Origin of the sequence: Limnobaculum eriocheiris (genome assembly GCF_021010575.1) — a bacterium.
In the GTDB taxonomy this organism is placed as follows: Bacteria; Pseudomonadota; Gammaproteobacteria; order Enterobacterales; family Enterobacteriaceae; genus Limnobaculum; species Limnobaculum eriocheiris.
On the sequence record NZ_JAJNAG010000048.1, the window covers coordinates 1 to 24,829 of the forward strand.

General features: G+C 48.0%; 17 protein-coding genes. 16 read left to right on the top strand and 1 reads right to left on the bottom strand.

Annotated elements, in window-relative coordinates:
- Positions 1-75, bottom strand: a 75-nt coding sequence (locus tag LPW36_RS15160; RefSeq protein ID WP_338085967.1) for an IS1 family transposase, incomplete at its 3' end; no start/stop codon positions are given.
- 231 nt (positions 76-306) lie between these two features.
- On the opposite strand from LPW36_RS15160, the gene LPW36_RS15165 reads away from it, so the two are divergent.
- From LPW36_RS15165 to LPW36_RS15240, 16 genes are all read left to right on the top strand, one after another.
- Entirely contained in the window at positions 307-2,616 is a 2,310-nt protein-coding gene (locus LPW36_RS15165; RefSeq protein ID WP_230610967.1) for an AAA family ATPase, read from the top strand.
- The gene (locus LPW36_RS15170; RefSeq protein WP_230610969.1) at positions 2,613-4,562 is read left to right on the top strand and encodes a UvrD-helicase domain-containing protein; all 1,950 of its coding nucleotides are present in this window, start codon (positions 2,613-2,615) and stop codon (positions 4,560-4,562) included. Before LPW36_RS15165 ends, LPW36_RS15170 begins: the two co-directional genes overlap by 4 nt.
- Positions 4,563-4,716: 154 nt before the next feature.
- Complete coding sequence (locus tag LPW36_RS15175; RefSeq protein WP_230610971.1) at positions 4,717-5,007, top strand: transposase; 291 nt, start codon at positions 4,717-4,719, stop codon at positions 5,005-5,007.
- A gap of 8 nt (positions 5,008-5,015) precedes the next feature.
- Positions 5,016-5,858: an IS3 family transposase gene (locus LPW36_RS15180; protein ID WP_230514038.1), complete on the top strand. Its 843-nt coding sequence runs from the start codon at positions 5,016-5,018 to the stop codon at positions 5,856-5,858.
- 688 nt (positions 5,859-6,546) lie between these two features.
- Positions 6,547-7,059 carry a type VI secretion system contractile sheath small subunit gene (gene tssB / locus LPW36_RS15185; RefSeq protein ID WP_108899313.1) on the top strand — a complete coding sequence of 171 codons (513 nt, stop codon included), beginning with the start codon at positions 6,547-6,549 and terminating at the stop codon, positions 7,057-7,059.
- A gap of 37 nt (positions 7,060-7,096) precedes the next feature.
- Positions 7,097-8,635 carry a type VI secretion system contractile sheath large subunit gene (gene tssC, locus LPW36_RS15190; RefSeq protein ID WP_108899314.1) on the top strand — a complete coding sequence of 513 codons (1,539 nt, stop codon included), beginning with the start codon at positions 7,097-7,099 and terminating at the stop codon, positions 8,633-8,635.
- A gap of 21 nt (positions 8,636-8,656) precedes the next feature.
- Positions 8,657-10,009, top strand: a complete 1,353-nt coding sequence (gene tssK / locus LPW36_RS15195) for a type VI secretion system baseplate subunit TssK (protein ID WP_108899974.1) — start codon at positions 8,657-8,659, stop codon at positions 10,007-10,009.
- The gene (tssL, locus tag LPW36_RS15200; protein ID WP_230610973.1) at positions 10,006-10,665 is read left to right on the top strand and encodes a type VI secretion system protein TssL, short form; all 660 of its coding nucleotides are present in this window, start codon (positions 10,006-10,008) and stop codon (positions 10,663-10,665) included. The genes tssK and tssL overlap by 4 nt, the downstream gene beginning before the upstream one ends.
- A 238-nt stretch (positions 10,666-10,903) precedes the next feature.
- Positions 10,904-12,610: an OmpA family protein gene (locus LPW36_RS17870; protein WP_230610975.1), complete on the top strand. Its 1,707-nt coding sequence runs from the start codon at positions 10,904-10,906 to the stop codon at positions 12,608-12,610.
- Between the two features lie 10 nt (positions 12,611-12,620).
- Positions 12,621-13,109: an Hcp family type VI secretion system effector gene (locus LPW36_RS15210; RefSeq protein ID WP_108899318.1), complete on the top strand. Its 489-nt coding sequence runs from the start codon at positions 12,621-12,623 to the stop codon at positions 13,107-13,109.
- Positions 13,110-13,284: 175 nt separating this feature from the next.
- Positions 13,285-16,035, top strand: coding sequence for a type VI secretion system ATPase TssH (gene tssH / locus LPW36_RS15215; RefSeq protein WP_108899971.1), 2,751 nt, complete (start codon positions 13,285-13,287; stop codon positions 16,033-16,035).
- A 4-nt stretch (positions 16,036-16,039) separates the two neighbouring features.
- Positions 16,040-19,171: a DUF2345 domain-containing protein gene (locus LPW36_RS15220; RefSeq protein ID WP_230610978.1), complete on the top strand. Its 3,132-nt coding sequence runs from the start codon at positions 16,040-16,042 to the stop codon at positions 19,169-19,171.
- Positions 19,172-19,173: 2 nt separating this feature from the next.
- Positions 19,174-20,067, top strand: a complete 894-nt coding sequence (locus LPW36_RS15225; RefSeq protein WP_108899321.1) for a hypothetical protein — start codon at positions 19,174-19,176, stop codon at positions 20,065-20,067.
- Between the two features lie 13 nt (positions 20,068-20,080).
- Positions 20,081-23,701, top strand: coding sequence for a T6SS effector BTH_I2691 family protein (locus tag LPW36_RS15230; RefSeq protein WP_230610981.1), 3,621 nt, complete (start codon positions 20,081-20,083; stop codon positions 23,699-23,701).
- A 193-nt stretch (positions 23,702-23,894) separates the two neighbouring features.
- Positions 23,895-24,548 (top strand): DUF6708 domain-containing protein, encoded by a 654-nt coding sequence (locus tag LPW36_RS17875; RefSeq protein ID WP_338085989.1) that lies wholly within the window; start codon positions 23,895-23,897, stop codon positions 24,546-24,548.
- 207 nt (positions 24,549-24,755) lie between these two features.
- Positions 24,756-24,829 (top strand): IS1 family transposase (locus tag LPW36_RS15240; RefSeq protein WP_338085967.1); only part of this gene is annotated, 74 nt, incomplete at its 3' end.

Genomic DNA, 24,829 nt, shown 5'->3' on the forward strand with positions numbered 1-24,829 from the left:
GGAGGTGGAATGACCGTTTCGGATCACATCACTCGTTTCAGAACAGCGGGGACAAACTACATCAATCTTTGCCATCAATCATCCAAAGGGCGAAGAATACCACAACACTAAATATGCGTCACGACCGTAATTTCTAGTAAATGTACCAATAGTATTTTTTTGATAGGGCGGTAATATAACTAGCCATTCTAATTCTAACTAAGTGAGCCACTTGCGAGAGAGCATTTCTTGGAAGGGGCTGGAGCTTACGGTACGCCGCCTAACGTTATAGATTGGTGCATCCCCTACGGATAGAGAGGAGCCACAATGTCAGAAGCAGTAGCCGCAACGCCATTACCCGGACACATAACACTTCGATTTATTGAGCTTTCCCAGTTCCGTCGACTTGGCAAAGTCCAACTGGATGTTGACAAGAAGACGACGATTCTTGTAGGTGCCAACAACAGCGGAAAAACATCAATTCTTGCTGCACTACGCCACTTCCTTGCCGATGGTTCTCCATTTGGCGCGTTCGATATCAGTCTCTCTCAGTGGCCAAAGCTACGAGCGCTTGGTAGGTCTTGGGAGGAGCTAGAGGAAGATCCGTCAACAGTAGATGGATTCGAGAAAAAGTGGATCGAGCAACTCGGAATTTTACACTCGGCTATGCCAACGCTGGATCTCTGGTTTGATGCAGAGGCGGGTATGTTCCACTACGTCGCCCCGTTTCTATCAAAATTTAGTTGGAAAGGCGGCGCAGTTGGTGTCCGACTGCGTCTGGAACCTGCGGCGAACATTGAAGATTTGAAACAGTTAGCTTGGGCATATCACTTGGCGAGAATGCCGGTGAAAGACATGGGGGTAGATTCACTTGCTTGGCCCATTGATCTCCTCGACTTTTGGCTACGGGAATCTTCCAGACTGGGCCAAGTTCGAGCATATAAGCTGAATGCTGATAATAACCCTTTGGACGGCCTAAAGACTTACTCTACCCAGTTGTTATCCGATAACTCCAGCCCAATTGAGCGCAAATACCTGCAGAAACTAATTCGTGTGGACTTTGTCGCAGCGCAGCGGGGGCTCGGTAGCGAGGAAGCCGATTCTCGGTCTGCTTCTGGCCCGCATCGCGTTGGCATGTTCTCCAATCAACTTCTCAAATTTGCCCGACAGCATCTAAATGTTGCCACAACAGGCCATGGATACCGAGCAGATCTTATTAAGGCTGTTGCTGAGGCGCAGCAGGATCTGGATAAGAAAATTCACGAAGCGATCGCTCCATCGGTGGAAGATGTTAAAAAACTAGGGTATCCAGGTCTGCACGACCCTCAAGAGATTCATTTTCGCACGCGTATACAAACAGCTAACTTGCTTGATCATGGAACCGCTGTTCAATACAGCATGCAAAAGGATTCGTTAGAAGAACTTCTCCCCGAATATTCTATTGGTTTGGGATACCAGAACCTCCAGTCCCTTAGTTATCAACTAGTTTCTTTCAGGGCTGCTAGGCTCAGACCTGAAAGGGGGGCTCCAACTCCCGTTCATTTGGTAATGATTGAGGAGCCTGAGGCACACCTCCATGTTCAAGTACAACGTATTTTCCCAGATAAGGCACACGAGCTAATCAGCCCTAATGACGAAGGTGCATCAGGACTTAAAAGCCAATTAATTATCAGTACTCATTCCAGCCACCTTGCTCATGCTGAGAATTTCGACCGACTACGGTACGTCCGTCGTATTGCGAAGAGTGTAGAAAATCTTATGCCGACTACCGAGGTGGTCAATCTTGGACAAGTTTTCGGTGATGATAAAAATACCCGTCAATTTGCAGAGCGCTATTTCCGTGTTCAACACACAGACCTTTTATTTGCTAATGCAGCAATATTTGTGGAAGGCGTTGCTGAGCGCATGTTAGTACCGCTTTTCATAGAAAGAGATTTTGAAATACTAAATAGCCGTTATCTGTCCTTCCTCGACATCGGTGGTAGCCATGCTCATCGGCTCAAACCACTCGTAGAAAAACTCCGTATTCCCACAGTAATCATCACCGATGTCGACCCTGTCGAAGAGAAAGCTGGCAAGCCAACTAAGGATGGTGAACCGACCACTATTCTAGTTGCAGTGGCTAACACCGGTCAGTCAGGGCTGCAATGCGGGAACCCAACTTTACGCAGATGGCACCCGAAACTTCAACAGCTTGATGATTTCAAGAATCCAGAAGAAGCTCAACTTGTTTGGAAAGACGTTGCTGAATGCCTTGTGCGTTTCGCTTGGCAACTGCCTGTGGCAGAAGCAGGTAATCAGTGGCCTAGTACTTTTGAAGACTCCCTTATTCTCCAGAACATTTCTTGGTTCAAGGGCTTGATGGATGAGAAATTCGATGGTGATGGTAACAAAATTGAACCACCAAAAGGCGCGCTTGGTTCAGTAGCTCGACGGGTTGCCAATTGTGAAAATATTCCGGACTTACTCGCGGCTCTGCACACACTTATGCATGGCTCGTTTAATAAAGGAGATTTTGCTGCAAGCATCTTTGAAATGATTGCGACGGAGGAGCCGATTGTCTGCCCGAAATACATTACGGATGCGCTGGAATGGCTCCAGACACAGCTAGAACCCAACCTGGAGTTGACGTCATGACCGCGGTTTCAATCTTAGGTGACAATGACCGCGATGCTGGTGTAGTCGAGGAGATCTGCGGTTATCTCACGGAAGCCCCTCCCCGTAGCTATTTCCTTTTTGCAGGTGCGGGCTCTGGTAAAACGCGTACTCTGGTTGAAGTTCTTCGTCGGCTTACTGGTGTTATTGAGCATGAGAAGGGCGAGCAATTGGCTCTGCGTCTGAGAATGTACGGGCGTTCAATTAAGGTGGTGACGTACACCAAGAATGCCGTCTCGGTCATTAACGCACGTCTCGGTGACAACGACTTAGTCAGTGTTTCTACCATTCACTCATTTTGCTGGGAGCTTATCAATGGGTTCAACGATGATATTCGAGAAGCGCTTATTGCAATAAAAGAAGCTCAGCTCGCTAAAGAGACCGCCGAGGCGCAAGCTAAACCAAAAGGCATCACATTTGCTAAGCAACGTGATCTTGACGAAATCAAGAATGATATCGAGGACTTCAGAGCTACTGATGTGTTCATTTACCATCCTGATCGTAATACGTACGGTTCTGGTGCGCTAGCGCACAACCATGTTCTCGACGTGACAGCATGGCTACTCCGAAATAAATCTACGCTCCAAACCATTCTTAAAGACCGTCACCCCATCGTACTTATTGATGAGTCTCAGGATACTATGAAGGGCGTGCTTGATGCCTTGATGGAACTTGCAGGGCGGGAGGGAAGAAATTTAGCTATTGGATTGCTTGGTGATCACCGGCAACGTATTTATCCGGATGGGCATGTTGACCTTCCAAGTCTTGTTCCGCAAAACTGGGCAACACCCGAGCTGCAAATGAATCATCGAAGCCAGCGACGAATAGTCACGTTAATCAACCGAATCTGGGAAGCTGAGCTTGAAGGTCGAACGCAGCCTGTAAATGGCGTGGCTCAGCATTCTAGAACAGAAAAGGCCGGAGGGGCGGTTCGAATCTTCGTGGGTGACACTTCGCGTTCTCCTGAGGGAAAGGTTCTTGGTGAGCGCTGGTGTGCAGAACAGATGTATGAGGCTACTGGGATAACCTTCTGGAATGAAGGTCAATACCAATTGCTTGCGTTGGAGCATAAACTGGTTGCCACTCGTGGCTCGTTTCTCGACGCGTATGAAGCAATGGTTCTGCTGGATCCAAATGCCGCTGCGCCGTCTGGTAGTGGTGATAATAAGGGGCCTTCTGCTGTACAATTTCTACTTAACGAGCTTGCACAATTAGAGGATTGCGTAGGTATCGACGGTAGTGTGGACGAGTTTAAGGCCACAGAAATTTTTCGACAGTATGGATGTCTCGAAAATATGCCGGATGACAATGCCGCAAGACTCAATCGTGCAGATGAGATGCTCAAGGCCATTACTGCGTTTGCTGTTGCCTGTATCAATCCGAAGTCGACCGTTGAAGATGTGCTAGCACCGATCCTGGACGTAAACTTGTTTGAAATTGATCGCCGTCTGGTGGAAGCTTATGCCGATAAGTCACCACCTCTTCCTGCACCAGGGCGAGGTGAAGAGGAATCCAAGCAGGCCAGAATGCGTCGCGGATGGTGCGCGTTGTTCTCTGCTCCATGGAACCAACTCAAGCGTTATCGAAATTACCTCTCAGGGCTTTCAGAACTAGCAACTCATCAGGTAGTTAAGGGTTCTGAGTTTATGCATGTCATGGTTGTGATGGATGATGATATGGCTAGTGGTTCTCTTATTTCCTATGACAAGATTTTTGGTGGCATGGAGCTTAGTAAGCGGGACAAAGAAAATGTAGCATTGGGTAAGGAGACGACTATCGACAGGACTTTGCGGCTGTTGTACGTAACTTGCAGTCGTGCAGAGGAGACGCTTGTCCTGGTTCTTTGGTCCTCCAACCCAACGGCTGCACTAGCTCAAATTAGGAAGAGTAAGTGGTTTGCTGAGGATGAAGTTTTGGTTATTCCATAGCAACCTATATTCATATTTGTCAGAAACTGGTATAGGCCCTTGCCCGGGCCTTCGGCGTGTGCCATTTCCGGTACTACAGGGTGTACGGAATGTGATCTGTCCTTGATTTAATACCCACCTTGTTTTCAAATCAATACACGAAAGCGAGGTTATTATGACAAGACAACTTTATACCCCTGAATTTAAGCGTAGAGCCGTTGCATTACTGCTTGAAAGCGGCAAGTCCGTTGCTCGTATGGATCAAGAACTTGATATCAAAGAAAATACACTCTATAACTGGAAAAAACTGTATCAGGATAAGCCTGATTCTGCATTTTCCAACTCACCTCAATTTTCTGAGCAAGAATTAGAAATTCGCCGTCTTAAGGCTAAAATCGCTGAACTGGAAGAGGATAAAACTATCCTAAAAAAAGCGGCGGCATTTTTTGCGCGAGAAAGCCGGTGAAATATGCCATGGTCACTCAATTATCGGCTTTCCATTCCGTTAATCGCCTTTGTAGTCTGTTGAACATTAGCACCCGTGGTTACTGGGCGTGGCGTGGGCGAGCACCTTGTGCCCGTAAGCAACAGGATGATTTGCTGATAACCAGAATGATAACGTTGCACCAAGACAGTCGAGGAACCTATGGTATTAAGCGCTTACAAAGTGATTTGAAAGATGAACTGCGTTTTCATGGCAAGACACGTCTTAGTCGACTGATGAAGCTGGCTGGTCTGAAGGCCACTAATCAACCTCGTTATAAAATGACGACAAATAGTCGACATGATTATCCCATTGCGCCTAATTTATTGGCACGTGACTTCAATCCTTTCTCGATAAATATTGCCTGGGTATCCGACATTACATACATTAAAACCTTGGAAGGCTGGCTGTATCTAGCCACGGTACTTGATCTGTACAGTCGAAAAATTATTGGATGGAGTTTAAGCGCACGTTTGAAAACGCCCCTAATTATCGATGCCCTGAACATGGCAGTAAAACAACGTCAGGCGGGTAAAAAAGTGATAATCCATTCGGACAGAGGCAGTCAATATGCCAGTCATAGCTATCAAACTGAGTTAGGTAAACATGGCTTAATCTGCTCAATGAGCGGCAAAGGCTGTTGTTATGACAATGCGGTGATGGAAAGCTTTTACCACACGTTAAAAACAGAACTGATGAGGGGAAAGGTATTTATCACTCGAGCAGAAGCGATAAATGCAATATTCGATTATATCGAAGTGTTCTACAACCGCCGTCGCAAACATTCAACGTTGGGCTATTTGTCCCCGGTTGATTATGAGTCGGCAGCGTAATTAGGTGGGAATAAATTCAAGGACAGATCAAGATACTGAGCATCATGAAACTTCCCCCCGAATTAATGGAAGATTTATTGTTTTTTAAATCTATCAGTTTATTAAGGCTGGATTGATCGTTTGTTTCTATGATGAATGGGCTTATTGATTGCTTCTAACGACCGGTTTAGAAAATTAAAAGCCAAGCTTACTCATTAATAATTATTTTCCGGTTTTTTTCTTATTTTTTAATAAGGAAGCTAGACCGCAGGTGAAATTTGATAAAAATCAAATTTTAGATGGTTTTTTAATAAAAATTAAAAATAATCACAATCTCTTCAAAATTAAGATCATCAATCAACACTATGATTTAAATGTAAATAATTCAAATTAAATTAATGTCTCAGGTTGTCAACTGTCAACCTTGACAGGTATTTGTCCAAAACCAATTTTGATATAACACGCCCAATATAAAGCTTAATAGCCGGATCATTTTTCATACTAATTAAGCTCAATTCAATCATCCCGGATATAACGTCATTCAAAAAATCGAATATCGCTTTTATCAATAACCAACAGATGAAACCACGGTTATCGACCATGAGGCAGAACCTCATCCGAGCGCTCGGATATTTCAGGCAGTTGATGCATAAGGAAATAGGGAACGTAGTTGTGGTGTACTTTACTAATAAGGATCAGGACTAAGACTATGGCTGACAGCTTTCAAAACGAAGTTCCCGCAGCGCGCGTAAATATTAAACTCGATCTTCATACCGGCGGCGCACAGAAAAAAGTTGAATTACCACTGAAACTATTAGTGATGGGCGATTATAGCCACGGTCAGGAAAATCGCCCCATTGCTGAAAGAGAAAAGATCTCCATCAATAAAAATAACTTCAATGCCGTATTAGCGGATTTAAACCCTACAGCTAAACTCACCATCAAAAATACCCTAGCCGGTGATGATTCAGAAACCAACGTATCGTTAAGTTTTAAAGATATGAAAGATTTCGAACCGGAGCAGGTAGCCAAACAAATTCCTGCATTACGTTCACTACTCGCCATGCGTAATCTATTACGCGACCTGAAATCCAACCTGTTAGATAACGCCACTTTCCGTCAGGAACTGGAACGTATTTTAAAAGATGAGCAATTATCGGACGAACTGCGCGCCGAATTAGCAGCAATTGGTTCTTTACCCGGCGGCTCTGATTCTCAGTAATCATGACTCTTTGATACGTATTTTATAAGGATTGTTTATGTCTACCTCTACACAAGGTTCCAGTTCTAAAACAGCCAGCACCGTCGTAAAAGACGCCGGCAGCGTCTATCAGTCTCTGTTCGATAAAATTAATCTCACCCCGGTGGCGCAATTTGACGATATCGTCAAGTTTCAGGACAACGATGCGTTGGCAGAAGCCTCGGCGGACGAACGTGTCACCATGGCGGTTAACGTCTTTCTGAACATGGTTCAGAAATCGGCGCAAAAAGTGGATAAGCTGGACAAGAGCCTGCTGGATTTCCATATCAGCCAAATCGACAAACAGCTGAGCGAGCAGTTAGATGCCGTCATGCATCACCCAGAGTTCCAGTCTATCGAGTCTGCATGGCGTGGTTTGAAGTTTCTGGTTGACCGCACCGATTTCCGCCGCAACGTCAGAATCGAAGTGCTGGATGCGTCTAAAGAAGCGCTACAGCAAGATTTCGAAGATGCGCCAGAAACCATCCAAACCGGTTTCTACCGCCATACCTACATTCAGGAATATGACACCCCGGGCGGCGAGCCGATTGGCGTAACCATCTCTAACTTTGAGTTTGACCGTGGCCCGCAAGATATTGCATTACTGCGTAATATCTCTAAAGTCGCGGCGGCGGCCCACATGCCGTTTATCGCCTCCGTCGGCCCGGCATTCTTTGGCAAGAACAACATGGAAGAAGTGGCTGCCATTAAAGACATCGCCAACTATTTTGACCGTGCTGAATACACCAAGTGGAAAAGCTTCCGCGATACCGACGATTCCCGCTATGTGGGTTTAACCCTGCCGCGTGTGCTAGCGCGTCTGCCTTATGGTCCAGATACGGTACCGGTGCGTAACTTCAACTATACCGAAGAGGTAAAAGGGCCGGATCACGACAGATATCTGTGGACCAACGCCTCATTTGCGTTTGCCGCCAATATGGTAAAAAGCTTCGTGCGTAACGGTTGGTGTGTCCAAGTACGTGGCCCGCAAGCGGGTGGTTTGGTTGACGATCTGCCGATCCACCTGTATGACCTCGGCACCGGCAATCAGGTGAAGATCCCAACGGAAGTGCTGATCCCGGAAACCCGTGAGTTTGAATTTGCTAACTTGGGCTTTATTCCCCTGTCATTCTATAAAAACCGCGACTACGCGTGTTTCTTCTCCGCTAACTCTACCCAGAAGCCGGCGCTGTATGACACCAAAGAAGCCACCGCCAATAGCCGGATCAATGCCCGTTTACCGTACATTTTCCTGCTGTCGCGCATTGCCCATTACCTGAAAGTGATTCAGCGTGAAAACATCGGTGCCACCAAAGACCGCCGCGTACTGGAGCTAGAACTGAACGCTTGGATCAATAATCTGGTGACAGAAATGACCGATCCGAGTGATGAAGTTCAAGCATCACACCCGCTGCGTCAGGCTAAAGTGACCGTAGAAGATATTGAGGATAACCCGGGCTTCTTCCGCGTGAAAACCTTCCTTATTCCTCACTTCCAGATTGAAGGCATGGACATCAATTTATCGATGGTTTCTCAAATGCCAAAGGCTAAAGCTTAATTTTATCTGGAGTTTGAAATAATGAAGATCCACCGCCCGTTATGGAGCGAAGGTGCGTTTTTGTCGCCGGAACAATTCCAGCAGCAAAGTCGATGGGAAGCGTTTAGTAACGATCAGATTGCCAGGCTCGGCCTAGCTAATCCTTGGGGCGTCCAGCGCGTCACGTTTGACACCCAAGCTTTAGCCTTGAATAGACTCAATGCCGAAAGTTTAAGCGTGCGTTTTCCCGATGGCAGTTGGATAGATACCGACGTCTCTGATGCGCTGCCTCCGGCTCGCGATCTGAAACACAGCATTCCAGCCGATCGTCATGATGTGACGGTGCTGTTGGGGTTGCCGCTGTTACATGCTAATGGTGGAAACTGCCATCAGGACGGTCACTACTCGGAGCGACCATTACGCTACCGGCAGGAATGGGTCGAAACGCAGGACATATTCGGTCAGGGGAATGAATCCATTGCCGTTGAGCGTTATGCACTGACGCTGCTGTTTGATTTTGAAGAACAGGGAGATTATCTCACCTGTCCATTGATTCGACTAAAGCGTGATGCTAACGGCCTGTTTGCCATTGAACCGGCATTTTTACCACCGCTACTGAGCCTCACCGCCAGTAATGGCGTGCTGACCCAACAACTGGACATGTTATGCACGCAGGTGCAGTCAAAGCGCCAGCGCCTGATGGGAATGCGTCGTGAGCGCAATCAGCAAATGGCGGAGTTTGCCGTGGCGGATGTGTCACTGTTCTGGCTGCTCAATGCCCTGAACAGCCATGAGCCGCTGCTGAAGTTTCTGCACCAGTACCCGGTTACCCATCCTGAGCGACTGTATCAGCAACTGGTCTCTCTGGCGGGCGCGTTGCTGACGTTTTCGCTGGAGCATGACGTTGAGGCCATCCCGTCTTATCAGCATAACCAATTGGATAGGGTATTCCCGCCGCTGTTTAAACTGATTGGTCAACTGCTGGAAGCCAGCTTACCGTCAAGGGTGATTGCCATCGATCTGGTTCACAGCAACGGAACCCGCTGGTCTGGTCGCCTACAAGACAGCCGCCTGACGGAAGAGACCGATTTCTACCTGTCGGTGCGCTCATCGTTACCGGCGCATCAACTGCTGGAACTGATGCCGGTGCTGTGCAAAGTGGGTTCTCCGGACGATGTGAATCAAATCATTAACTCGGCGCTGTCCGGCGTTCCGCTAAAAGCATTAAGTCATGTACCGGCAGCCATCCCGCTGCGGCTGGATAACCAGTACTTTGCGCTGGACTTAACCCATTCGGCCGCGCAAAGCATGCTGGCGGCACGTTGCTGCGAGTTTTACGTTCCGCGCTCGTTGCCGGACGTTTCGCTGGAACTGTTTGCGGTACTTAAATCATGAGCCAAAACCTGAAAACTATTTCCATTGATGAACTGTTGCGTGATACCGCCCTGACCGTCGTGCATTTGCGCGCGGGGTCAGTGGTTGAACAGGGGGAAGCGCTGTACAAACGCTGCGTAGAGCAGATCGAGCAACTGCGTAAACGCTTAACCGACATGCAATGCAGCACGGACGTGGTTAACGACATCAGCTACGCCGCCTGTGCCTTACTGGATGAAACCGTCCTGTTACGCAATAGCGATGAAGGTTACAACGTTTGGCAGGGCACGCCGCTACAGGTCACCTTCTTTAAAACGTATCGAGCCGGTGATGAGCTGTTTGAACGCATTCGCCAGCGTATTGGTCATCCAGAAGGGGCTCTGCTCGTGCTGGCTTGCTACGACCGCATTTTGGGGTTGGGCTTTCAGGGCCGTTATCTGGCACAGCCACAAACGGAAAGAGAACAACTGGTGATGGCGGTACGCGATCTGTTGCCGAAGTCTTCAACGGGTAACAACGCGCCAACAATTAACGCAGTGCAGGGGAAAGGCGGCTTTTGGCGTCGTTCTTCGTTGCTGTTCTGGACCGGTATTTCAGTGATGGCGGTGATTTTACTGTACATGCTGTTACGCCAGCATCTGGACAGCACGCTGGTTCAGCTATTACAGGATGCATAACAACGTTTCAATCCGGCGCTGTGACGGCAACCGGTATGAAAATCTATGCAATTAATCAGGCGTTTTACAGGAGAGAGAAACTTACACAGCAATAGGGAAAGTCCCGGCGGTGTTGACTTTAAGCGGAGTGGATAGTTTAGCGTCATACCCGGGTTGCCCCTTATCGATGGGGTAAGGCGTCCTGCACAACGAGACGGCATTGCAAAATCGACGTGGGATTGAAATTAAGGATGTGAATGTGGGTGATTACCCTTGGCGAGTGCAGCTGTTGTATGCCACCTGTCTCTGTCTGGCTCTGCTGCTGTTCTTCCTACCTTTGCCGACCGGCTGGGTAGTTATAGGTTGTGTGCTGACGCTGTTGGTCAGCGGATATAAAGGGTGGCGCACCTTACGGTATACCAAACAGGTTAAACAGGTATCACCTTATCTGGATGCGCTAGACGGACAACTGGAAGCATTGCCGGCGCGACTGAGACGCCGGTTACCGGTGATATTCGTCACCGGCGATGCGACCCCCCGTTACTTTGCGGAACAAGACAATCAGCAAGTAGCGATAAGCGGTAAGTGTATCTGGATTGCAGTACCGGATATGTCGACGCTCTCTCTGACGGCAGACGCCCTGAGCGGACGCTGGCCCGAGATGGCAGGAAGGATAGGCGTTCTGTTCACGCTGACGCCTGAACGATATATCAACGGCCCGTCGCTGGCAGGATATCTGCAAACCTTTCGCCAGTCATGGGCGGATGCCAGTAAAACCAGCGGTTACAAGCTGCCGGGGTACTTAGTGGTTAATGCCCGACTGGGTGAAGAACCCTCAGAATCAGCGCCGTGGTTCTGGTGGAATCAACAGAGTTCGGGAATACGTATTCTGGATGACTGCCACACGCCGCTAAACCTGTGGTGTCAGCAGGCAGAGCAACCGCATCAACATCGGCGCCAACATCTGGCGGTGATGTTGAAAACCTTACAACAGTGGCTGGATGAGCAGGTCATTTCAGTACTCAATGATACACAACAGCCGGTTCCCCAGTGGATACCGGGGGCGGTAGCGTGCCTGAACATCCGTTTGGCGGGTGAAAGTGAAAACGTCTGGCAGCGCTATTTACACGATGCCACCACGTTATCGCTTCCGGCGGAGGCTGAAACGAATCAGTCGATCGCCTTGCCAGAGCGCTTGGTGGAAGACATGCCGGTGTACTGTCCGTTACCGGCCAAGAAAAGGGCGCTGTGTCATGCGGTCATACTGACGGCGATATTTGCGGCGATGGCATTATGCTCATCGGCTTATCACAACCGCCAATTGCTGCAACATGTCGCAGGCGATCTGAATGCCTACCGGCAGGTAGCTATGGACAGCTATGACGAAAAGTTAACCCGCCTGAATGTGCTGAAAACAGACCGCCAACTGTTAGATAAGTATTACCGGGAAGGCGAACCCGAACGGTTGGGGGTGGGATTGTACACCGCCGGGCGATTAATCCTGCCGTTGGATGTGGCGATTAAAAATTACCAGCCACCGCCTCCGCCGCCTCCGGTAGAGGACGTACCGAAGCTGGTCCGCCTCGACAGCATGTCGCTGTTTGACGCCGGGAAGGCCCAACTGAAAAGTGGTTCAACCAAAATTCTTGTAGACGCTTTAATTAACATTAAAGCCAAGCCGGGGTGGCTGATTCTGATTGCGGGCCATACCGATGTCACAGGAAATCCAGAAAGTAATCAGACGCTGTCACTGGCCAGAGCGGAATCGGTCCGCGACTGGATGATACACACCAGTGATATCGAGAAGACCTGTTTCGCCATTCAGGGGTACGGGGCAACTCAACCCATTGCTGACAATGAGACAGCAGAAGGAAGAGCGGCTAACCGCCGGGTGGAAATCAGTTTGGTGCCAGACGCTTCGGCATGTCAGCCACAAGCCGGGCATCAGATATCTCAACAAAACTAAGGAGAGAGTAATGGCAATTCCTGCATATCTGTTTGTTAAAGATGATGGTGGTGCAGACATCAAGGGATCGGTGACGGTTCAAGGACGTGAAGGCAGTATTGAACTGGTTGAGTTTGACCATAAGGTTCATATTCCCACCGATGGTAACACCGGCAAATTAACCGGTACTCGCGTACATGCGCCTTTAACCTTTGTGAAAGAAGTGGATTCTTCATCCCCTTATTTGTACAAAGCGGTGACCACCGGTCAAACCCTGAAATCAGCTGAAATCAAATGGTTCCGTATTGATGATTCTGGTCAGGAAGTTGAGTACTTCAACACCCTGATGGACAGCGTGAAAGTGGTTTCTATCAAACCCATCATGCACAACATCAAAGATCCAAGCAAAGAGCGTTACAACCACTTAGAAGAAGTGGAAGTGCGCTACGAAAAAATCACATGGACTTATAAAGATGGCAACATCATCCATGCTGATAGCTGGAACGAAGGTCGCGGTTAAATTCCCGACGTCCTTGAAACAGGCGCGGCGTTCACTTTCTGCCTTGCCACGGTTCCAATGACTTAGGGCATTACCGCCATGATGCACCGGTGGGCTTCTGCCGGTGCATTTATCACCAAGATAAAATCATGCATCTATCTCCAAGATAAAATCATATTGTGCCAGGGAGCAGCCAATGATCACCGATCCTTCCGTATTACTACGTCGATTAAACCCCTATTGCGCCAAAGCGTTAGAGGCTGCTGCCAGCCTGTGTCAGACGCGCGCACATCCAGAAATTACTTTAGAACATTGGTTACTGAAATTGCTGGAGCAAGGGTGCGGCGATATGACGGTGATCGCTCGTCGCTATGAGCTGGATTTGGACAGCGTATGGCAAGCACTGCTCAATCAACTGGAAACTTTACCCCATACGGTACAGCAGAAACCGGTATTATCCGGCGTGGTACAAGAGCTGTTAAAGTCAGCCTGGCTTATCGCCTCGCTGGAAAATCAAGCCGATTCCGTGCGTTCAGCCCACATTCTTCAGGCGCTTTGCGACAATCCCCAATGGCTGAAAGCCCGAGACGCGTGGCCTTTACTCAGCGTTTCTCAGGTTCAGCTTCAGCGTCTATTACCCATTCTGGACGAACTCTCCGATGAGAGCCCGGAACGGGTCAACGCACCCACTTACGAGAGCGCTGACTTTGCCAGTGCCGATATCGCCCCAACTGCACCGGGTGCCAGCACATTAAATAAAACGGCACCACCACCGGCACAGCCTACCGCATTAGACCGTTTCACCATCAACCTGACTGCCAGAGCAAAAGAACAAAAAATCGATCCGGTATTTGGTCGCGATGTAGAAATTCGTCAGATGGTGGATATCTTATCCCGCCGTCGTAAAAACAACCCGATTTTGGTGGGGGAACCCGGCGTAGGAAAAACCGCGCTGGTAGAAGGCTTAGCCCTGCGTATTGCCGAAGGCAACGTGCCGGACAGCTTAAAACCGGTCAATATTCATACGCTGGACTTAGGTTTGCTACAGGCCGGTGCTGGCGTGAAAGGTGAATTTGAGCAGCGGCTAAAAAACGTGATTGACGCGGTACAGCAATCGCCCACCCCAATCCTGCTGTTTATCGATGAAGCCCATACCATTATTGGGGCGGGCAATCAGGCCGGGGGAGCCGATGCGGCTAACTTGCTGAAACCCGCGCTGGCTCGGGGGGAACTGCGTACCATTGCCGCCACCACCTGGTCTGAATACAAACAGTATTTTGAGCGCGATGCGGCATTGGAACGCCGCTTTCAAATGGTGAAAGTGGATGAGCCAGACGACGACACCGCCGCGCTGATGCTGCGCGGCCTAAAGTCTCGCTATGCACAGCACCACGGGGTTCATATTTTAGATGAAGCGGTACGTACCGCAGTTTCACTGTCGCGCCGCTATATTACGGGTCGTCAGCTACCGGACAAAGCGGTGGATTTGCTGGATACCGCATCAGCCCGAGTGCGTATGGGGTTAGATACTATTCCCGAAGAGATAACGCTGCTAGAAGCACAGCTTTCAGCACGGGAGTACGAGTACATCGCCCTGAGTGAAGATAAAGAACTGGGGGAAGCCATCCCCGAGTCACGTTTGGATAAGATTAAAGTCGAGCAGCAAGGGCTGATCCAACAAATTGAGCAGCGCACCGTACAGTTTACTAACGAAAAGCAAATTATTGAGCAACTGATAGAGCTGCGCTCTTGGCTGAACCAAACGGATATACCGCAAACGCCGCAGGAGATAACCGAGCAGATTAACCAACTTCAGCAACAGCTTTACAACGTACAGGACTCGGTACCGCTGTTGTCGCTGGACGTAGACAGCCGCACCGTTGCTAGCGTTATCGCCGACTGGACCGGGGTTCCATTAGAAAGCCTGATGAAAGATGAGCAAAGCAACCTGCTGACGTTGGAAAGCAAACTGGCAGAAAGAGTCATCGGGCAGGATGAAGCGCTGATATCGCTGGCCCAGCGTTTACGGGCGGCAAAAACCGGCCTGACCCCGGAGAAGGGACCGTTGGGGGTATTCTTACTGGTAGGCCCATCGGGGATTGGTAAAACCGAAAGCGCGCTGGCGCTGGCGGATAGCCTGTTTGGTGGTGAACGCTCGCTGATCACCATCAATATGTCTGAATATCAGGAAGCCCATACGGTTTCCCAACTGAAAGGCTCCCCGCCTGGCTATGTGGGCTACGGACAGGGGGGCATCCTGACCGAAGCGGTACGCCGTCGCCCTTACAGCGTCGTGCTGCTGGATGAAGTAGAAAAAGCCCATAAGGACGTCATCAACCTGTTTTATCAGGTCTTTGACCGAGGCTTTATGCGCGACGGTGAAGGGCGTGAAATTGATTTTCGCAATACCGTTATTCTGATGACCGCCAACCTCGGCAGCGACTACATGATGGCGTTGCTGGAAGAGCAACCTCAGGCGACCACCGCCATGCTGCATGAAGTGATTCATCCTATTCTGCGCGACCACTTCCAACCGGCTTTACTGGCCCGTTTCCAGACCGTGATTTACCGCCCGCTGGGGGCCGACGCGTTAAGAAAAATTGTGGCGATAAAAATGGGCAACGTGGCGGAAAGATTACAGCGCCACTACGGCATTGAGTTTCGGGTTGAAGAGAGTTTGTTTGACGAACTGGTGAGCGCCTGTTTATTGCCGGACAGCGGAGCCCGCAATATCGATAGCCTGCTGAATCAGCAAATTTTGCCGGTACTGTCACAAACCCTGCTGCAAATGCAGTCACAGCAGAAGAAAGCCAAAGCGCTGGCCTTGGGTTACCGCGAGCAGGAAGGCATTACGCTGGATATTATTGAACACGACACGACCGCAATGACACATTCTGCACCGGAAGCAGAGATAACCTTGGGCGTTTACGAGTCAGAAAAGGAATAACGGAATGAAAGACCAACTGATAACAAAGGGTAAAGATCTACTGGACGAAGAGCTTCAGGCCTATGGTCTTGGGGGAATGGTCGGCCAGAGTAGCAGTAGTAACCGCAGTGGTTCAGCCGCCAGCTTTTCATCATTAGGTGATGGCATCAACCGTTATCAGTTGGCGATAGACGGATTGAACGCTCAACTTTCTGTGTTAAGCGTACAGGGCCATGAACACCTGAGTGAGGCTTGGCAATACGACATTCAGTTTACCGCGCAGCACGGCCTGAGCATGGAACAGGTGCTGAGTGAAAAAGCGGTGTTTACGCTGGCGCCCGGCGGTATCAGCAGCCTAAGCGGCGTTGCCGGTCAGTTAAGTAATGAACTGATGAGCGCGTTTAACGCCTTTGGCGGGATGTTCAGCGACAAGATTGGCAGTGCGTCCAACTCGCTTTCCGGTGGTTTTTCCATTAACAGCGTGAGCCAGATGGCGAGTCGCGGCATGGGCAGGGTGAATCAGGCCAGCTCGGCGATGAGCCAACTGGGGGGAATGGCGGACTCGGTTGGCGGCATCGCCAGTAAAGCCTCAGGCTTACTGGGCAAAGCCGGCTCCAGCCTGTCGACCCTCAGCGGTATCACCCGTTCACTAGGCGGTAGTGAAAGCGAAACCCGAATTTTATACGGCGTGGTCACCGCGTTCAGTCAGTTAGCCACATCGGCAGACGAAGCCCGTTACGCCATTACGCTGGCCCCGCGTTTAGCCCTGCTGGAAAATACCCAAAACAGCGCCATCTACCAGAACCAGACGGTTCCCCAAGTGGTAGAGCAGGTGCTGCGTCAACACGAAATGACCGGGGTGGATTTCCGCTTTGAGCTCACGGAAAGCTACCCGGTCAAAGAGTACATCTCTCAATGGCAAGAGAGCGACCTGACCTTTATTCGCCGGTTGCTGGCGGACAGCGGTATCTGGTTCCGCTTTGAAACCCACACCAAACACAACTGTGATGTGGTGGTGTTTGGCGATTGTGAACAGCAATATCAGGACGGCCCAACCGCCAGCTATCGTCAGCCTTCAGGCAATAACGACAACGGGGTGGAATCGGTATGGGATATGTCGGTAGCCCGCAAGACCGTGCCCAAAAATGTGCTGACCCAAGACTACAACTACCGTAACGCCCAAACCGGCATGAAGTCCGACGTTAACAGCGCGCAAAAAGATAACACCACCCGCGGTCAACATTATGTTTACGGTGAGCACTATCGCGACAAAGGCGAAGACACCAACCACGCCAATGCACAGGATGATTTAGTCGGCCAGTTCAGCAATATGATGCCAAACGGCTTAGGGGATATCCCCGGCGTCAGCCAGTTAAGCGGCGTGGCAGGCTCGGTGGGCGGTGCGGTCAGCGGCGTTAAGGGTGGGGTTTCATTACCCTCGCCAGCGGGTATCGCCGGAGGAACATCGGCTGCGGGTATGGGCAATATCGCCAGCGCTGCCGCGGGTTCAGTGGGTTCCACTGCTCGTTCAGCGGTTTCCGGCGTGACCGGTACGGTACAGAACATGGCGGGTCAGGCCAAAGGGGCTTTCGACAGCGTCGGCAGTTCGCTGGGAGGCTTATCCGATAAAGGTGGGGACCTGCTCAATGGCTTGAGCGGCAGCGACAGTGAAAGTGACGCTGCTGCCAGCGAAGAGCCCGAGGGCGTGGGTCAAGGTGCGTGGTACGCTCGCCTGCGCCATCAGCGCTTTATGACCGAACAAATCACCATCAGCGGAAAGACCACCTTATCCCATCTGGCTCCGGGTCAGATACTCACGGTGTCCGGCTCACCGATAGCGGAAGCGGGCAGCGGCATTCTGATTGTTTCAGTAGAGACGCAGGGCGACCGTCAACAGGCCTATGTCATCAGCTTCACCGGTATTCCTTACGACGTTCTGCGCCCTTACCGCCCAGCTCGTTTGCCTTGGCCGACCATCAGCGGCACCTTACCGGCTCGGGTCACCAGCCCGGATAACGACACCTACAGTTATATCGACGCACAGGGTCGCTATCGGGTGAAGATGGACTTCGACCTGAACGACAACTGGCGTAAAGGGGAAGAGAGTTTGTGGATGCGGTTGGCGAAATCCTACGCCGGTGAAACCTACGGCATCCACTTCCCGCTGATTGACGGCACCGAAGTGGCTATCGCCTTCACCGAAGGCAACCCCGACCGACCGTATATCGCCCACGCCATGCACGACTCCCGTCATGGGGACGTAGTCACCCTCGCCAACCATAAACGCAACCTGATCCGCACCCCAGCCAATAACAAATTGCGAATGGACGACGAGCGCGGCAAAGAGCACATCAAAGTCGCCACCGAATACGGCAAAACCCAGCTGAATATGGGGCATCTGGTGGATGCCGAACGGAAACAGCGGGGAGAAGGGTTTGAGCTGCGCACCGATGAGTGGGGCGCGATACGGGCGGGGAAAGGGCTGTTTATTAGTGCGGAAGAACAGCCAAAAGCTCAGAAGCAACAGTTAACGATGGACAGTGTGATTGCTGAATTAGAGCAGGCGCACAAAATGGTGGAATCACTGAATCAAATGGCAGAAGCCGCGAAAGCGGAGCTGGCAGACCTTCAAGCCCAGAGTGCATTATTACAATCATCACTTGATACCTTAAAAGGCCAGGCGGTTTTAACCTATGCACCAGCCGGAATTGCTTCAGTTACCCCTTCGAGCATTCAAAATACGGCAGGTGAAAACATCATTCAAACGGCTCAGAATACCGTTGATATCAGTGCCTTTAAGCGTTTTGTTGTCACAGCCGGTGAAGTTATTAGCCTGTTTGCCAATAAAATGGGGATCAAAATTTTTGCCGGTAAAGGTAAGTTAGAACTTCAAGCTCAAGATGATGAAATGCATTTAACCTCTAAGCAGAATATGGTGATTACCAGTACGGATAGCGAAGTCATGGTAGTTGCAAAGAATCGTTTGACGCTGGCATGTGATGGGGCCGCCATTGTGATGGAAGGTGGGGGAATTACGTTTATTGGACCTGGGGACCTGAAAGTGAAAATGGCAAGCCTCAATATTATTGGACCTGAAAGTTATTCACCGCCAGCGCCAGTGCTGCCTGCTGGGTCCTCTTGTAAGGAGAACTTATAAATATGGATGCATTATTATCCGTTATAAACCATGACCGTTCTCTCTATCGCTACTTATTGCTTGACCCGTTGGTACCAATGGGAAATCTAAGCCCAATACATATAGATACATTAACGGAAATGTTAGGTAAAAACCGGGTTATGCCCGTATTGCGTCCCGAAATTGCTTATGATCCGTTATCGTGTCCTCAATTGATGATTATTGCTAATCCCAGTCAAGATGTTGATATCGAACTCATCAGGAACAGTCTGAATTGGGCAAGAAAAGAGAGTACATACACAAAGCGTTATGTATGTAGCTGGATAACCAGCAAAGTTAATCTTCAAACTCTGTCAGAGCGTCTTGTTGATATTGGACTATTAATGGGGAGAACGATGGGCCTGTCTTTTGTTCCCTATTTTGAGCCTTTCAGAATGCAACTACTTCAGGAAGGAAATTCCATTTGTCCTGAGTGGTTAATCTCTGCATTAAAAGATATTGAAACTTACAGCTATTTCTCTGCCACATCGGGCTTAAAGACTATCCGTCAGACGGATTATTCACTATTGGATAGGGAAGTTTTTATTACCGAAGAGGCTAAGTTATATCAGCGAGAGGCCCGAAAGATCCTCCACCTTTTTTTAGCATGGCATGAGTTGTGTGAACAAAGAGGAATACCTTTGACTGAACGTCGTTTGATGGACGTTGCTGAAATATATAGAACAGGTCGGAATATTGGACTATTAAATACAGAGGATAACTTCGTATTTTCTTTAAATTCACTGCAGTACGGTAACTTATTAAACAGTCCGAAACTTTCAGCGGAAATAGCCTCAGTATTGAAAGATGAAGGTAGTTTAGCTGAAAGATTTAGTCAGTTAGATGAGCATGTTTTTTTATCACTGGACAGCAAATAACAGGGATTCATCGATGAGCGATCATAAAACAAATTGTGTTGAAGCTAAAAAAGCTGCGGATATTTCTAACGGTGGTTGTGGTGTCTGCGAACGTTTAGGTTTTCCTCTATTTTTAGTTAGAAAGTCAGTGGTAAAAAAACAGCTAAATGGTATTAACTGGTCGGCTGGTATTCCGTCATTGAACGACAGAGAACCGGAAGAGACGTTGAAAGCACATGAATATGTACTAAGAACGTTAAGAACCGGTTATGTTTATGTTCTGGTAGAGACTAAGTTAGGTGGAAATAAAGAATTTTTAGGATATGAAGTAACGCCTGATGGCGCCTTTCGTTACCGCACTGTTAAAGAAATGCATGAAACCGATGTTAAACCGTTAGCTGAAAGCTGCGTTAAGAACGATCACACTTTGCCTTCGTTATTTATTAACGTTGATATGTCTATCCATAAAGAAACGGTATGGGTTGCCTACAGTCGGCGGGCATGGTCAGAGAAGGTGCGTTTAAAATATACATCAGCAGATGCGGACTTAACGCGCTTTACTCAAGTGACCATTAATGATGGTTCAAAGGCTGAACCAGCTAAATTATCGCCCGGCAGAAGTTTTGATTTTGATAAATTGATAAACGGTGAAATTAAATTATTAGAGTTTGAGAATGAAACGCTGAAAGGTAAGTTTGACACGGCACACAACTTTAATTCTCTGGCTAAAAAAGGCACTAAAGATAAATTAAATAATATTGCTGCACATTTGGCTAAAAAGAATAACTGTAAAGTCGGAGTGGTATTAGTTGAGGATACCTTTGGATTGGCAGAAGAGTTTAATAAACAGCGTCTGATAAATTGTGAACCATTAATTATGCCAGCTTGGGAACAGGCCAAATTAATGGACGATAATATTCAAAAAGCGTTTAAAGACTACGCTGAAAATACTGATGCGATGGGGAATAAGAGGAATGGGCAATCGGCGATTGACAGTTATATGGACCGGGCATTGGATGGCAAATTGCCATTAAAAAAACTCAGTGAAGAATTGTTTAAAGTTTTCCAAAACCCTCCCAATACATCGGCAAAATTAACATCAGCTAGAGTACCTGATTATTTTAAACAAGATCTGGTATATCGACGCAAGATTATGTCCTGCATTAACGGGTATAAATCCGGATTACAAGACTACTTTGACGAAAAATTTACTCAACCACAATATCGGGATTTTTCTTCCACTACCGGAGATCCCCGAGGCGATGCCTATAATGCCAAGGAAAAAGCTCGACTGTTGAGCGAAGGCTGGGAGGAAGTTACTTTACCGCCAACGGATAAAGTTTCTAGCCTGACGCCGAAGACCCGGCTGGTTCTTACGCCAGAAAAGGCCGCTGAGTTTGGCTTTAAAAAAGAGTGGGAAAAACTGCAGAAGCGACTTTCCACCGATAAACTTGATACCTTTGAAAAGGATAATAACGCCGCATTTAAAAGGCTGTTGTCTGAAATTGAGCAACATAATTACGATTACCTGATGTACGTGACTTGGCTGTTTGGCAGCGAGTCAAAACCCTCCACTGAAGCGATTAAGGTGAAGAGATATAACAGCGTTGAATTCTGGTTGATTGAATGTGAGTCAGATGGGTTGGATGCCCATAAAGGGTATATTGATGATGCTATCGCAATGCTCAAAGGTAATGTGACACTGGCAAAACTTCCCGAACAATATGCAATTTGGGATAGTTTGATGCGCAACGATAAGACTTTCTATTTCCATGTGTTAAGCGGGGGAGAAAAGAGCCTGTGGAGCTGGTTATTGCAGGAAAAACTGGATGATAACGATAAAACACAGGAAAAAATAGGTGATGTATCGAAAGGCGTCGATACGTCATCACAGTTGGCGGATATTCCATATCACAATAAAACGCTGTTTATTGCCGCGTTTGAGGAACTGGTGGGCTGGAGTGTTGCCGGCATAGCCAACGGGCCTGAAAGTGCTAAACGAATTAATAGCGCATTAATGAAAGGGCACTTTGAAGAAGCGGTTAAGGCATTTTCTAATATAGAGGCCCGGCGTTTTACCTTTAATGCCCGAATCAGGGATTTACCTGAAATATATCGGGCAGTGATGTCCACGTATGAGGGAGAGAAATCCGTATCGGTCAGAAGTGGTGGACAAACTATTGAAGTTAAAAAAACCAGTGGTAACTGGGAAATTCAGGGTAACCATTCAAGTAACGTATTAAATAATAAAATTAAAATAGAAATGGTGTTGATTGCGGATGATTTTGCCAGCATGCAGCACCTAGAGCAGTTTTTAACGGCGCATAAGAATTCTGGTGGGGGAATGGTTAATAGCTCCTCTTTGGTGCAGGCCAGCCAGATCGACGGTGCTCAAATGCGGGTACCGGTGGAGTTAGCAAGAGACCTGACTGCGGATGAAATGTTGAATGCAATAAAACAAGTTAGACGTAGGGCCATTATAGCGGAAGGCAAAGCGGCGGTGATCAACGGTATTATGGTGCTGTTGCAAATGTTGAGCTTCAATGCAAACCGTAAGCTGCTTCAACAGCAACAGTTACCCAAAGCGCAACACGATAAGATTGTTGCCAGTATGGCTAAGGCGTTGTTGACTTCAGGAATAATGATAAGCCAGATGGGAGCACAACTGGTTAAAGTTGTTGGTGTGTTACGTCGTGGGGGAATATTCTCGCAGATGATCCCGGGGGCCAGCTCTTTTATAAAGGGGACGGGGGTTGTTTTAGCGGGGGTGGCGATATTGGATGGGGTTGTGGACTTTTGTTCTGGAATGAAGATGTATAAAAGCGGAGATAAGTCCGATGGTAAATGGCTAATGAGAGGCGGAGTTTTAAGCGTATTATCGGGGGGAATATTATTATATTTTGCCATTTTTGCCAGTGCTACACCGATCGGGTGGTTACTAGTGGCAATTGGTTTAGCTATTTTAGGTGCCTATATGGTCGTTACAGGTTCAGAGTCAGATAACTGGTCACCTATTGAACTGTGGCTTAACCGTTGCCTGTTTGGTAAGCACAGTCATACAGAAAAGGGTGCTCCTTATCAAGCGACAGAAGCAGATGTGGGTAAAGCTATCAATGACTATTTTGCCTGTATTTCTGGCAGCTATTTGTTTGTTGCCAAAAATATGTCAGAGAAGAAATTAATCAATGCCATTTATCCAGAAGTTCCTTGGTACGCAAGGGTATCTGATCCGATGAGTAGTTTAGGCAATCCGGTAGCTGCAGACACTATGAGTCGAGATTTTTATGGCTCTCTTTATCTGCTAGCTGGTTTATCACAGTATACCGAAAAGAGCACCTTTGAAGGGGAAGTGATTATTGAGTGCTATCAGGGGGCACCGATTCGCCTGACGATAGAAAAAGCATCAGACAGGGTTAAATTTATTCCCGTTACCGGTATACCTGAAGGGCATAAGCTGCTACTGGCCAAAGAGGCTTCGGATGCAGAAAAACACACTTATGGCATAAGTGAAAAAAATAAAGGTATATTCACCATTGAACAGAAGATTGGCGAAATATCCGGCTTAAAACAACTACACTGTTTCCTTAATTATTGGGCAGAAGGTAAAGAAGTTAACCCTATGCCAATGCGCTTAGAATACCAACAGCAGGGATAATAATATGCCATCAAAATACACACCTCAGCTCTCTATGTGGCGGGAAGATCTGTATAAAGGGATCTATAGTCGAAGTGAACGATTATCCAGTAATAAAAAGCTGCGCTTTTATAATGATGACTATTGTGAATTATCTCGGCGAACATCAGGTATGGGGTATGGTAGTTATCTTGTTTATGCTCTTTTAGGATTTATGCTGTTTTTTTGTTTTTTTGCATTTTCATTTTTTTTCTTTGATATATTTTCTATCATTTGTCACCCTGATACAGATGAACAGATTGAATCTATTATATTTTCCACTGCATTTTGTTTTTGCACGTTTGTTTTCTTTTGTTTTTTTGCCACTTTATTAAATTATTCCATCTTTGCGCCCAAAGATTGTCCTATCCGGTTAAACCGTAAAACCGGGAAGGTATATATCTATGACTATATTTTATTAAATTTAAGTACCAAAGGGCTTTTTACCTCTCCTTTCTTTCGGGTAACCAAGCCGGTGCAAAAAGAGTTTAATTGGCAGGATATTCAGGCGGTGCTGACCTCCATGGCGGCACCGGTCAGTACTGGTGGTATGATCCGCAGCTATGTGATCCGCTGCGTAGTGTGTAAGCCGGACACCACTGAAATGGTGGAGCACTTCTGCCTGACGGCGGACAGTTCGCTGAGTTATGACGAATGGATGTGGATCAACAGTTATATGGCTTTTAGTGACGGCAATCTGGATGTGACCACTTTCGAGAAAGATAACGTGCCGGGTAAAGCCATTATATGGAAGCCTGAATATGATGAAAAAGCGAAAGTGAGTTCGATGGAAGAGTATCAGTCAGTCGCAGCGCGTTATTCAAACTAAATAATATTATTTTACTGCCTGCCAGATAAACGTATCAGGGGAAAGGTGATACGTTTAATCTGACGGGTATGAATATCATACTTACCTGAATAGCTAATTTATTTGTTGTTATTGTTCGGTATATTACCTGAATTGGTATTAATGTTATCGATTGGCGGTCGTGACGCATATTTAGTGTTGTGGTATTCTTCGCCCTTTGGATGATTGATGGCAAAGATTGATGTAGTTTGTCCCCGCTGTTCTGAAACGAGTGATGTGATCCGAAACGGTCATTCCACCTC

Coding starts and splice junctions, on each gene's coding strand:
- LPW36_RS15165 (WP_230610967.1), top strand. CDS start 307: ATGTCAGAAGCAGTAGCCGCAACGCCATTACCCGGACACATAACACTT.
- LPW36_RS15170 (WP_230610969.1), top strand. CDS start 2,613: ATGACCGCGGTTTCAATCTTAGGTGACAATGACCGCGATGCTGGTGTA.
- LPW36_RS15175 (WP_230610971.1), top strand. CDS start 4,717: ATGACAAGACAACTTTATACCCCTGAATTTAAGCGTAGAGCCGTTGCA.
- LPW36_RS15180 (WP_230514038.1), top strand. CDS start 5,016: ATGGTCACTCAATTATCGGCTTTCCATTCCGTTAATCGCCTTTGTAGT.
- tssB (WP_108899313.1), top strand. CDS start 6,547: ATGGCTGACAGCTTTCAAAACGAAGTTCCCGCAGCGCGCGTAAATATT.
- tssC (WP_108899314.1), top strand. CDS start 7,097: ATGTCTACCTCTACACAAGGTTCCAGTTCTAAAACAGCCAGCACCGTC.
- tssK (WP_108899974.1), top strand. CDS start 8,657: ATGAAGATCCACCGCCCGTTATGGAGCGAAGGTGCGTTTTTGTCGCCG.
- tssL (WP_230610973.1), top strand. CDS start 10,006: ATGAGCCAAAACCTGAAAACTATTTCCATTGATGAACTGTTGCGTGAT.
- LPW36_RS15210 (WP_108899318.1), top strand. CDS start 12,621: ATGGCAATTCCTGCATATCTGTTTGTTAAAGATGATGGTGGTGCAGAC.
- tssH (WP_108899971.1), top strand. CDS start 13,285: ATGATCACCGATCCTTCCGTATTACTACGTCGATTAAACCCCTATTGC.
- LPW36_RS15220 (WP_230610978.1), top strand. CDS start 16,040: ATGAAAGACCAACTGATAACAAAGGGTAAAGATCTACTGGACGAAGAG.
- LPW36_RS15225 (WP_108899321.1), top strand. CDS start 19,174: ATGGATGCATTATTATCCGTTATAAACCATGACCGTTCTCTCTATCGC.
- LPW36_RS15230 (WP_230610981.1), top strand. CDS start 20,081: ATGAGCGATCATAAAACAAATTGTGTTGAAGCTAAAAAAGCTGCGGAT.
- LPW36_RS17875 (WP_338085989.1), top strand. CDS start 23,895: ATGCTGTTTTTTTGTTTTTTTGCATTTTCATTTTTTTTCTTTGATATA.